Source organism: Candidatus Njordibacter sp. Uisw_002 (genome assembly GCF_047730155.1).
In the GTDB taxonomy this organism is placed as follows: domain Bacteria; phylum Pseudomonadota; class Gammaproteobacteria; order Pseudomonadales; family Balneatricaceae; genus Njordibacter.
In genome coordinates this window covers 856,493-867,577 of record NZ_CP159832.1, presented here as the reverse complement: position 1 = coordinate 867,577, position 11,085 = coordinate 856,493, and the positions used below count along the sequence as shown (strand labels likewise).

Annotated in this window: 11 protein-coding genes; 8 read left to right on the top strand and 3 right to left on the bottom strand. The window is 44.5% G+C overall.

Going from position 1 to position 11,085, the window contains the following annotated elements:
• Positions 1 to 49: 49 nt before the first annotated feature.
• Positions 50 to 688 (top strand): TetR/AcrR family transcriptional regulator, encoded by a 639-nt coding sequence (locus ABXT42_RS04140; protein WP_443629103.1) that lies wholly within the window; start codon positions 50 to 52, stop codon positions 686 to 688.
• Positions 689 to 730: 42 nt separating this feature from the next.
• Here ABXT42_RS04140 and sbmA read toward each other — a convergent pair whose 3' ends face one another.
• Complete coding sequence (gene sbmA, locus ABXT42_RS04135; protein ID WP_443629102.1) at positions 731 to 1,981, bottom strand: peptide antibiotic transporter SbmA; 1,251 nt, start codon at positions 1,979 to 1,981, stop codon at positions 731 to 733.
• Positions 1,982 to 2,170: 189 nt separating this feature from the next.
• Between sbmA and ABXT42_RS04130 the strand changes: the two genes are divergently transcribed.
• The 7 genes from ABXT42_RS04130 to ABXT42_RS04100 all read left to right on the top strand — a co-directional run bounded on the left by ABXT42_RS04130 (position 2,171) and on the right by ABXT42_RS04100 (position 8,872).
• Positions 2,171 to 3,208 (top strand): LLM class flavin-dependent oxidoreductase, encoded by a 1,038-nt coding sequence (locus ABXT42_RS04130; protein WP_443629101.1) that lies wholly within the window; start codon positions 2,171 to 2,173, stop codon positions 3,206 to 3,208.
• A gap of 60 nt (positions 3,209 to 3,268) precedes the next feature.
• Entirely contained in the window at positions 3,269 to 3,868 is a 600-nt protein-coding gene (locus tag ABXT42_RS04125) for an amino acid synthesis family protein (protein WP_443629100.1), read from the top strand.
• A 5-nt stretch (positions 3,869 to 3,873) separates the two neighbouring features.
• Positions 3,874 to 4,674 carry an alpha/beta fold hydrolase gene (locus ABXT42_RS04120; protein WP_443629099.1) on the top strand — a complete coding sequence of 267 codons (801 nt, stop codon included), beginning with the start codon at positions 3,874 to 3,876 and terminating at the stop codon, positions 4,672 to 4,674.
• Positions 4,675 to 4,709: 35 nt separating this feature from the next.
• Positions 4,710 to 6,203 (top strand): aldehyde dehydrogenase, encoded by a 1,494-nt coding sequence (locus ABXT42_RS04115; protein ID WP_443629098.1) that lies wholly within the window; start codon positions 4,710 to 4,712, stop codon positions 6,201 to 6,203.
• A 98-nt stretch (positions 6,204 to 6,301) separates the two neighbouring features.
• A complete protein-coding gene (locus tag ABXT42_RS04110; protein ID WP_443629097.1) occupies positions 6,302 to 7,753 on the top strand; it encodes an NAD-dependent succinate-semialdehyde dehydrogenase in 1,452 nt (483 codons plus the stop codon).
• A gap of 30 nt (positions 7,754 to 7,783) precedes the next feature.
• Complete coding sequence (pcaC, locus tag ABXT42_RS04105) at positions 7,784 to 8,197, top strand: 4-carboxymuconolactone decarboxylase (protein WP_443629096.1); 414 nt, start codon at positions 7,784 to 7,786, stop codon at positions 8,195 to 8,197.
• Between the two features lie 3 nt (positions 8,198 to 8,200).
• On the top strand, positions 8,201 to 8,872 hold the full coding sequence (locus ABXT42_RS04100; protein ID WP_443629095.1) for a GntR family transcriptional regulator: 672 nt from the start codon (positions 8,201 to 8,203) through the stop codon (positions 8,870 to 8,872).
• An 8-nt stretch (positions 8,873 to 8,880) separates the two neighbouring features.
• On the opposite strand, the gene ABXT42_RS04095 is transcribed toward ABXT42_RS04100, so the two are convergent.
• Together ABXT42_RS04095 and mnmC are read right to left on the bottom strand one after the other, a co-directional pair.
• Positions 8,881 to 9,270 carry a gamma-butyrobetaine hydroxylase-like domain-containing protein gene (locus tag ABXT42_RS04095; protein WP_443629094.1) on the bottom strand — a complete coding sequence of 130 codons (390 nt, stop codon included), beginning with the start codon at positions 9,268 to 9,270 and terminating at the stop codon, positions 8,881 to 8,883.
• Positions 9,271 to 9,284: 14 nt separating this feature from the next.
• A complete protein-coding gene (gene mnmC, locus ABXT42_RS04090) occupies positions 9,285 to 11,078 on the bottom strand; it encodes an FAD-dependent 5-carboxymethylaminomethyl-2-thiouridine(34) oxidoreductase MnmC (protein WP_443629093.1) in 1,794 nt (597 codons plus the stop codon).
• Positions 11,079 to 11,085 lie beyond the last annotated feature (7 nt).

The following is an 11,085-nucleotide window of genomic DNA, read 5'->3' as shown; positions in this document are numbered from 1 at the left end:
AAATTACGCATCGCAAAACAGCAGCAGCTAGCAAAAAAGGCCACAACCCATGAGTACAAACATTGTTAGAGGCCCCTATAAACCAGGCCGCATAAGAGCACAAAGTAGAGATTTAATCTTACAAGCTGCTGAGGCAGAATTTGCCTGCCATGGGTTTCGTGGCGCCACCATGCAACGCATTGCTGAATCTGCAAAAGTGCCCAAAGCCAACATTCATTATTATTTTTCTAACAAACTAGGCCTTTATGGTGCGGTATTAGAAAATACTCTGAACCTATGGGACACAGTCTTTAATGAAATTTCAGACCATGATGAACCATTTGATGTACTAAGCCGTTATATAGATGCAAAAATGGATTTTTCTCGCACTCACCCTAAAGCTTCACGTTTGTTTGCCAAGGAAATGATTAGTGGTGCGCCCCACCTAAGCGCATACCTGCAACAAGATTACCGGCTATGGTTCAAGCAACGCATGGGTATTTTTGAAAGTTGGATTGCACAGGGAAAAATGGATAATGTAGACCCTGCCCACGTGATTTTTATGATCTGGGCAAGCACCCAGTATTACGCAGACTTCGAACCACAAATCCTTATAGCAACCGATACTAAAAATTTATCGGAACAGGCCTTTCTAGAAGCTTCAGACTCTATTAAGCACATAATTCTTAAAGGCTGTGGGATACGCTAAACGCTCGTCCTTGAGCATTTAGCGCTTTAGTAATGCAAGCTGCTAGGTGTCTTCACCTTCTGCCATGTATTGTTGATCAAGTTTTACCAGTGGCTTTTCATGTAGCACTTGTTCAAACGATTGCAAACGCTTATGCACAGATAACAGTTCCACAACCGTTGGCCACACATTGATCAGGTATTGGAAGGAACTACTCACTTGCCCAAATGCAGTCAAGATCTGCTGCAAAATACCAAAGGTAATAGTACCTGCAACGATGGTAGGGATGAGTATGATGTAAGCAAACAGGTTGTCTGCCTGCAAATAGAAGCTACGTGCTACGTTAAAGTACATGTAGTGAAAATAAAGCTTAAAATAATTTTTACGTACATTACCAAATAGCTCACTTAGTGTTTGTGGCTCAGCACGGTCTTCATAATCTTCGCCATAAACCAGCTCTTTACGATAAGCCGCCTCTACCCGTTGGTTTTTAAACTCTAATCCTGGTAACTTTATACCCACAAGCGCCATGAGCATCGTGCCAAATATAGACCAAAAAATGGCCGCATAAAAAAGTGGCGTAGCAATAACCCCCACCACAGGCAACTCTGTAACATATTGCGATAGCGACCAAAGCACCGGCAAAAAAGCCACCAAGGTCATAAACGCATCCACTAACGACACACCCAAACCTTCCATTATGCTAGAAAAACGCATGGTGTCTTCTTGCACTCGTTGGGCTGCACCTTCTACTGTTCTTAGCTGTGGCCACTTAGAGGCATAATAATTGTTCATAGCCGTGCGCCAGCGAAAAATATAATGGCTCACAAAAAATCGTGTCATCACAAAAACAATCACTGCCAAAAATGCGATTTGGCCAAAGATAATAATCAAATCATACAGCTGCACTGCAGTAATACTGCCTGGCTCTGACAGCGCCCCTTGAATACTATCGAAAAATGGACGCCTCCAGGTGTTAATGGCTACAGACACTTGCACAGAAAAATAGGTGCTAAACAAAATGAGCGCACTACCAAAGATAGACCATAACTGCCACTGGTGCGGATGAAGTTTCACCCATGTTAATCCAAACATCATTAAGGTGACAAAATAGTAGAGGTAAAACCAGAGAAAATCTGGGCTAATAAAGTGCCCCAAACCAAGCACAGGTTCGGCATCTTCTGCTGGTAACTCAAAGCCTATAAAAGTGCCCAACTGATCACCAAAGCCATACCAAACACCAATGCATACGCTTGCCCACACAATGAGGCTAATAAAAAACCACTTGGGACTAGGAAAAAAAGATTGGAACATAGGATTCGCCTATTCAGAGTTGAATTATTATATGAATGAGGTTACCAATTTAGACAATTATCTTAAAAATATCTACCTATAAAAAAATATTGACATGATATTCATTCAGTGAAAAGATGCCCCTATTATTTTGGTATACCATAATACAACCGCAATTGGTCATGAATATATTGGTGAGGAGTTGTTGCTATGAAATTTTCTTTGTTTGTCCACATGGAGCGCTCAGATCCAAACAAACCCCACAAAGAGCTATTAGATGAGCTAGTAGAGCTTACACTTATGGCAGAAAAAGCGGGTTTTGAAACCGTATGGATTGGTGAGCATCACATGATGGAATTTACCATCTGCCCCAACCCACTCAATTTTATGGCTTATTTAGCACCTCTTACTAAAACGATTCGTTTAGGTTTGGGCACTATTGTGGCGCCATTTTGGAACCCTGTTCGCCTTGCTAGTGAAACAGCGCTTGTGGATATGATGAGCAATGGCCGACTTGATTTTGGTATTGCCCGTGGTGCCTATCAATCTGAATTTGACCGCATGACTGACAACATGGCAGCCAAAGATGGCGGCGGGCCTTTACGGGAGATGATTCCTGTATTACAAAAACTGTGGGCCGGTGACTACGCCCACGATGGGGAACATTACTCTTTTCCTACCTCTACTGCTGTGCCTAGTGTTACCCAAAAGCCTTTTCCACCTATGTGGGTCGCTGCTAGAGAACAAGAGTCTCACGACTATGCTTTAAAGAGTGATTGCAATGTAATGATCACACCACTTATTGCGGGTGATCAAAGCATTGAACTGGCTTGTGAGCGTTTCAAACAAGCCTGTGTTAACCACCCCGAAAAACCAGCACCTCAATTACTTGCCCTGCGCCACACTTGGGTGCACGAAGAAGGTGAAGATTGGCGCAAAGGTGCGCAAGCCCTGCGTGATTGGTATGGGTATTTTTATGCATGGTTCAAAAATGATCAAGAGCCTGTCAACGGGTTTGTAAAACCACTCACCGATGCACAAATGAATGAAATGCCAGGCTTTGGTTTGGATGATTTACATAAAAACCTGCTTATAGGCACGCCAAAAGAAGTCACTAAGCGTATTAAACACTATGAATCTTTGGGTGTGACACAATTTAGTTTTTGGAGTGATAACGGCCTACCCCATGCACAAAAGAAAAAGTCGCTCCAATTGTTTATCGATCAAGTGATGCCCAACTTTAACTAAGTAGTTAATCCTTATCACTTGAAACCAAGAAATATTAATACATTATTAGTAGGAAAAAGCATGCATTTTGAAGTTCGTAAAGTAGTTACCTCCATAGAAGAGATTCGTATTGAAGGCGGCAAAGCTGCTGCTACTCCCATTAAAATGGTGGGTGTGGCCTATATTATTAAAAACCCATGGGCAGGCCAAGGGTTTGTAGAGAACCTTCGCCCACAAATCACTGCAGGTTGCTCGCAGCTAGGTGAAGAAATGGTAGCGGCTGTACTGTCTCATTTCCCTAGTGGCGATGCTATTGAAGCTTATGGTAAAGCTGCTGTTATTGGGCTAAATGGGGAAATCGAGCACGCCTCTGGCATTATCCATACCTTGCGTTTTGGCAACCACTACCGAGATGCAGTCAATGCAAAAAGCTTTTTAAGCTTTACCAATAAACGTGGCCCAGCTGGCACTTCTATTCAAGTGCCTATGATGCATAAAGATGACGCTGGGTTTCGCTCCCATTACATCACTTTAGAAATGCACATTGAAGATGCTCCAGCAGCTGATGAGATCATTGTAGTGTTAGGTGGATCTGATGGTGGCCGAGCGCACCCACGTATCGGTAACCGTTATATGGATATGGAAGAAATTGCTGCAGAAAAAGCAGACGCACAAGCCTAATCTTAATGAAACTTTTCTGCCCATATGGCACTCATTATCAAAGCTTTGGTGAGAGACAGTCTGATAGCCCCACACTGGTATTTATTCATGGTGTGGGTTTAGATTTAAGCCTATGGGAGCGCCAAGTTAACGCCTTTAAAAGCACCCATCAAGTGATCACCTATGACATGATGGGCCACGGTTTAAGCCTAAATGCTCCGGCAAACATTACACTTGAGACGCTTGCCCAACAACTACATAGACTTATTGAACATTTACAGCTTGAAAAAATAACTTTAGTTGGTTTTTCGTTAGGCGGTCTGGTCGCCCGTGTTTTCGCCATTAAATACCCCCAAAAACTGCATAGCCTAAGCATAATGAACAGCGTATTTGATCGTAGCGAAGACTTACGCCAAGGCATATTAAACCGGGTAAATGAAGTTGATAAGAGTGGCCCTAGTGCTAATATAGATCAGGCCCTAGCCCGATGGTTTAGCCGCAACTATACTCAAGAAAACCCACATTACATCGCTCAGTTAAAAGCTAAAGTATTGGCTAATCATAGTGCAAGTTATCGCCTTTGTTATCGCTTGTTTGGTGAGGGTGATAATGTAATGAAAGATCACTTAAGTGGCATTCGCTGCCCTACTTTAGTGACCACTGGCGAGCTAGATCCAGGCTCAACTCCCGCTATGAGCTATGCCTTAGCGGCAAAACTGCCTTTTGCAACCGTGTCTATTTTACCTAATGCTAGGCACATGATGCCTGTTGAAAATGCACATGAAGTCAATCAGCTATTACACCAATTTATTAGCATTCATTCATGATCTATTAGTGAGTGCTGTAACAAAAGGAGCACGCTATGGCACTTAGCCAATATCAGCTATTTATTAACGGCCAATGGGTAGATGCAAAAGACGGTGGTCGTTTTGACAGCTTAAACCCGGCCAATGCACAGCCATGGGCTAGCTTTTCTCACGCTCAAGAAGCAGATGTAGATGCTGCGGTACAAGCCGCCCAAAATGCATTTGAAGATTCAAGCTGGCGCAACCTACATGCCACAGCTAGGGGCAAATTGTTACGAAAATTAGGCGACTTAATCGCTGCCAATAAAGAGCACTTGGCACAATTAGAAACCAACGATAACGGCAAACTGATTCGTGAAACAATGGGCCAAATTGGCTACATGCCAGAATTTTTCTATTACTACGCAGGCCAAGCTGACAAGCTTGAAGGCCAAACGTTACCTTTAGACAAAGCGGACATGTTTGCCTATACCACTCACGAGCCTTTGGGCGTAGTGGCAGCAATTATTCCTTGGAACTCGCCCATGTATTTAACCGCGGTAAAACTTGCTCCAGCATTAGCTGCTGGCAATACCGTGGTGCTTAAACCTTCTGAACATGCCAGCGCCACTATAGTGGAACTAATGCATTTAGTTAAAGAAGCAGGCTTTCCAGATGGAGTTGTCAACGTAGTGACAGGGTTTGGCGCCGACACTGGGGCGGCGTTAACTAAACACCCACTAGTGCGACGTATTGCTTTTACTGGAGGTGGCGCTGGTGCTAAAGCTGTGGTTAAAAATAGTGCGCAAAACCTAGCCCAAATAAGTCTAGAGCTTGGTGGCAAGTCACCTAACATTATCTTTGCAGACGCTAATATTAGCAGTGCTGTAAATGGTGTAGTGGCAGGTATTTTTGCCGCTAGTGGCCAAAGCTGTGTCGCTGGAAGCCGTTTATTGGTGCAAGACAGCGTGTATGACGAATTTTTAACAGCCCTAAAATCACGTGTTGAACGCATTATTATTGGTGAGCCTATGAATGCCAAGTCTGAGATGGGCCCTATGGCTACTCAAGCTCAACTGGCTTTGGTGGAGCGTATGGTTGCACAAGCACTGGAGCAAGGCGCAACACTTGTGCATGGTGGCAAGCGCGTTTCACCCTCTAATAACATTCACAGTAATGGCTGGTATTACCATCCTACTATCTTGGCAGTAGACAATAACCAGTGCAGCATCATGCAAGATGAAGTATTTGGCCCTGTGGCCAGTATCATGCGCTTTACAGATGAAGCCCATGCTTTAGCTTTAGCCAACGATAGCCAATTTGGCTTAGCCACTGGCATTTGGACCCGTGACAATGGTCGCGTGCACCGCATGAGCAAAGCCGTGCAAGCTGGCATTATCTGGGTGAACACCTACCGTGCCGTTTCGCCCATGGGCGCCATTGGCGGCTTTAAAGCCAGTGGCTATGGTAGAGAAAGTGGCATTGATGCAGTAAAAGATTACACCCAACTAAAAACCGTTTGGATCAATACCTCAAGCGAGCCTATGGCCGACCCCTTTGTAATGCGCTAATACTCTAAAAATGTTTAATATTATGAACGTTTTGATATAAAATTAAGTACAACTAGCACACCCAACACCGTGCAATGACTAATAATAGGATTCATACCATGCAACTGAACAACCCAGCACTTTTTCGCCAACAAGCTTATATTAATGGCACTTGGTTAGATGCCGACTCAAAAGCCACTATGGAAGTGACTAATCCTGCCAATGATGAAGTGATTGGAAGCATACCTGACTTAACTGGAGTAGAAACTGCTCGCGCCATTGAAGCAGCTAGAGTGGCTATGATTAGTTGGCGCAAACAAACAGCCAAACAGCGCGCTGCTATCATGCGTGTTTGGTTTGACCTTATCATGGCCAACCAAGATGACCTTGGTAAAATAATGACTTTAGAACAAGGCAAGCCCTTAGCCGAAGCTAAAGGCGAAATTGGTTACGCTGCAAGTTTTATTGATTGGTTTGCCGAAGAAGGCAAGCGCATTTATGGTGATATTATTCCTACCCATAAAGCCGATGCTCGCATTGTGGTGACTAAAGAGCCCATTGGAGTAGTGGCTGCTATTACACCTTGGAACTTTCCAACGGCAATGATTACCCGCAAGTGTGGCCCTGCATTAGCAGCTGGCTGTGGGTTTGTAGTGCGCCCAGCATCAGAAACGCCTTTTTCAGCCCTTGCACTGGCTGTATTGGCAGAAGAAGCGGGTATTCCAGCTGGATTATTTAACGTGATTACAGGGCAATCTCGCCCCATTGGCGCAGAGCTTACTAGCAACCCTACTGTACGTAAGCTTACCTTTACCGGCTCTACGCCTGTAGGCAAGCTACTGATGCAACAATGCGCACCTACTTTGAAGAAGGTCTCTTTGGAGCTAGGTGGCAACGCACCGTTTATCGTGTTTGATGATGCTGACCTTGATTCTGCTGTAGCAGGCGCTGTGGCTGGTAAGTATCGAAATGCAGGCCAAACCTGCGTGTGTGTGAACCGATTTATTGTGCAAGAAGGTGTGTATGACGCTTTTGTTGCTAAGTTTGCAGAGAAGGTGGCTCAGCTTCAAGTGGGTAACGGCATGGATGAAGGCGTCACTCAAGGGCCAATGATTAACCAAGGCGCTATTGATAAAGTAAAAGATCACATTGAAGATGCTTTAAGTAAAGGTGGCAAGCTTATATGTGGCGGCCAAAGCCACACACTTGGCGGCAGTTTCTTCACCCCTACAATTATAGGCAATGCCACTACCGACATGAAAATGGCCACAGAAGAAACCTTTGGCCCAGTAGCACCTATCTTTAAATTTAAGGATGAAGCGCAAGCCATTGCTATGGCTAATGATACCGAATTTGGTTTAGCTGCTTATTTTTACACCCGTGATATTGGCCGTGTTTGGCGTGTTGGCGAAGGCTTAGAGTATGGCATGGTAGGTATCAACGAAGGCATTATCTCCACAGAAGTTGCACCTTTTGGTGGCGTAAAAGAGTCTGGAATGGGTCGTGAAGGGTCTCATTATGGTATTGAAGACTTCCTTGAAATCAAATATATGTTAATGGGTGGTTTGTAATTAACCCCAACCTTACACAAGGACACACTTATGTCAGATTCTAAACCTCATTCTGAAAAAAATAGATCAGAAAAATTTGAAGCGGGCTTAAAAACCCGCAAGGCAGTGCTTGGCGATGCTTATGTAGATGCATCCATTGCAGCAGCAGACGACTTCACATGGCCGTTACAAGAGCTAGTTACAGAGTATTGCTGGGACAGCATTTGGAACCGTGATGGGCTACCCCACAAAACCCGAAGCTTAGTAAATTTAGGCATGATCACTGCTTTAAACCGCCCTCATGAGCTCAAACTGCACATTCGTGGCGCCTTTAATAATGGCTGCACTAAAGAAGAAATACGAGAAGTGTTGTTACAAAGTGCTATTTATTGCGGTGTGCCTGCATCTATCGACGCCTTTCGTTGTGCTAAAGAAGTGTTAGCGGAAATGGCTGCGGAATCTTAATCTATGCCCAACCAACTTGCAGACCTTAAAGTCACTCGCAACACTATTACGTTGCGTCAGATGGTTTTGGATAAACTGCGCGATGCTATTATTAGCACCCAATTAAAGCCAGGCCAACGGTTGGTAGAAAGAGAATTGTGCGAAGCTTTAGATGTAAGCCGCACGTCTGTGCGTGAAGCCCTAAGGCATTTAGAATCAGAAGGTTTGGTGCAATTTGCAGGCCAACGTGGCCCAAGTGTGAGCGTACTTAACACGCAGGATGTAAAAAATATTTACGAACTGCGTGCAGCACTGGAGGGTTTGGCTGGACAGCTATTTTGTGAACGCGCTAGTGATGAACAAATTAGCGCCCTACAAGACACCACAAATGCATTAAAAAAGGCCTTTGATCAATCTGAAGTAGAGCAAATATTAGCCTGCACTAAAGCCTTTTATGATCAATTACTTGAAGGCAGCGCTAATGCTGAACTTGATGCCAGCCTTAACCGCCTTTTGGCTCGTATTATGGTATTACGCGCTGGCACTATTAACCAAGCAGGACGCTGGAAACACAGCCTTTTAGAGATGCAAACTATCATGCAAGCGATCACCATACGTGACAGTGAAGCTGCTAGAAAAGCCTGCATTCACCATGTTCACGAAGCTTGTGCTATCGCTCTTAAACTTAACAGCTAAGTTTTAAACTAAACAAACTGAACAATGCTTGTGTGTGGGTCTCGGCTTTGTTTGGCTTGGTTTAGTTGTTCTAAGTAATACGCCCAATGTTTTTGATGATTAACACTAAGATCATACAAATAATCCCAGGTGTATAAGCCAGAATCATGGCCATCATCAAATTCAAGCTTTAAAGCGTAATAACCCACACCTTCTACGCCCGTTAGCTTAACTCGGCTCTTTCCTACCTGCAGCACAGCTTGATCTGGGCTATGCCCTCGCACTTCTGCACTAGGTGAAGAAATACGTAGGTATTCAGCAGATAAGGTGTAGCTTACCTCTTGTGTTGCTCCAGCTTCTAAATAGCTAAGTTCTAACGTGTTGCTTTTTTTATGAAGCTTAATCTTAGTAGGGTTCACGGCATAAATCTCGGTTAGCGTTTGCGGCGTATTAAGTCGCGAATAATAAAACGGTTGGGATCTAATCCCCAAGCCACACATTGTGCCACAGGCAGGCTTTGGTTAGCCATCTGACAAGCTAATATTTGCGCACTTAAAGGGGCGCTAACAAAACCTTTAGAGCCATGGCCTGCATTTATGTATAGCCCGGGTAGGTAAGGCATGTCTTGAATAAATTTATAATTAGCATCTTGGCGTAATTTGGCAAAGGCCCCAATCACCGCAGCCTCATCAGCTAGCTGCCCTACCATAGGTAGGTAGTCAGGAGTTACTGCTCGAAAGCCCACCCAGCCGCCTACAACATCCCCTACATCCAATGTTTTTTGATTAGGCAATACATCACTTAGGCGCCCTAAATTATCAATATGGTCTTTGTCTGACAACTGCGTATCAAGCGTGTGCAGGTTATAGCTTGCCCCCACTGATAAAATGCCTTGCTGGCTAGGGGTTACGTAGCCTTGCCCACATACCACAAGCGCTGGGCTTTGTTGTGTGTCTACATAGCTTACTTGACCACGAATAGCCTTTAACGCAAGGTTTTGCTGCACCAACAGATTTTTGGCACTATTTGCATTGGCAATAACTACCGCATCAAACTCATATTCGCCATCATAGGCCCCGCTTAAACTTAACTTCCAGCCCTGCTTCGCGGTTTGTTGCATACTCAGCACAGTGGTATTAAGCCATAGATCTGCACCACTTCTTGTGTACAAAGCTTCACACCAATGCTTAGGTGATACCCATCCACTGTTGGGGAAATATAAGCCCCCTGCACTGACAGGTTGTTTGGCTAACTGCTGAGCTTGGGTTTGGCTCAACCATTGCAACCAAGATGATGGATACTCGCGTTTGAGCACGGCTTGCATTTGTATGGCTTGTTTATCATTAGTGGCTACCTGCATTAAGCCACAAGCTTGCCAGTGCTTGCTACTTAAATGCCGTTTTAGTGCCGCCATAGTGTGCTGCAAACCTTGCTGGTGAAACTGTCCAGCTATGGTGGCACTATCTGGCAGTTTGGCGTAGAGCATGCCTTGGCGGTTGCCTGAAGCTCCGCTAGCAAGCTCCGGGCCCTTTTCAATCAAGGTGACATCAAAACCACGCTCAGATAAGCTCAAGGCAGTGGCCGTGCCACAGATACCTGCGCCTATGATGGCTACCTTGCTCTTGTGAGCAAGGCCTGAATGTGGCCGCTGCCATGGAGGGATATAAGCTTTCTTTTTAACTTCATCTGCAGCCGCTATAGGGTCTATAGCATCAAGACAGACATCAAACTCACCACAAATTTGTGCTAATGCTTGGGTAGGCTCTGCATAAACTAAGGTTAATTTTACCTTGCCAAAATCAAGCTGATGGAAGCCTTTTATAAGCTCTGGGTACTGCTCCTGAAACTGCACACTCAACGCATTTAATTGGGGTAAGCTTTGGTGCAACACCTTAACATCTGCCAAACAAAGTGGCTGCTCGCAAACGGCTACATAATTTAGCAAAGAAGTATGGTGGCCAGTGTCTCTAGACTCCAGCCAAAGTTTCCAAATGATTAAAAAATCTAAACCTACACCAAAATTAGCATCCAACACGCTCATTGTTGAGGTGACAGGTTTCGACTTTAAGGCTTCATAATCAAAAAAATTTGCAGCTAGCTCTTGATGTCGCTGGTCTAACTGAAGAGGTGTTTTTTGTAATTTGGCGATTAAAACCGCTGCAACCTTGGGGGTTACAGCTAAGCTTTGAGGGTCTGAAAAGGCCTTATGGGTGTGGCTAGCTTTCATACCTTTA

Coding starts and splice junctions, on each gene's coding strand:
- ABXT42_RS04115 (WP_443629098.1), top strand. CDS start 4,710: ATGGCACTTAGCCAATATCAGCTATTTATTAACGGCCAATGGGTAGAT.
- ABXT42_RS04130 (WP_443629101.1), top strand. CDS start 2,171: ATGAAATTTTCTTTGTTTGTCCACATGGAGCGCTCAGATCCAAACAAA.
- ABXT42_RS04110 (WP_443629097.1), top strand. CDS start 6,302: ATGCAACTGAACAACCCAGCACTTTTTCGCCAACAAGCTTATATTAAT.
- pcaC (WP_443629096.1), top strand. CDS start 7,784: ATGTCAGATTCTAAACCTCATTCTGAAAAAAATAGATCAGAAAAATTT.
- mnmC (WP_443629093.1), bottom strand. CDS start 11,078: ATGAAAGCTAGCCACACCCATAAGGCCTTTTCAGACCCTCAAAGCTTA.
- sbmA (WP_443629102.1), bottom strand. CDS start 1,981: ATGTTCCAATCTTTTTTTCCTAGTCCCAAGTGGTTTTTTATTAGCCTC.
- ABXT42_RS04140 (WP_443629103.1), top strand. CDS start 50: ATGAGTACAAACATTGTTAGAGGCCCCTATAAACCAGGCCGCATAAGA.
- ABXT42_RS04120 (WP_443629099.1), top strand. CDS start 3,874: ATGAAACTTTTCTGCCCATATGGCACTCATTATCAAAGCTTTGGTGAG.
- ABXT42_RS04100 (WP_443629095.1), top strand. CDS start 8,201: ATGCCCAACCAACTTGCAGACCTTAAAGTCACTCGCAACACTATTACG.
- ABXT42_RS04125 (WP_443629100.1), top strand. CDS start 3,269: ATGCATTTTGAAGTTCGTAAAGTAGTTACCTCCATAGAAGAGATTCGT.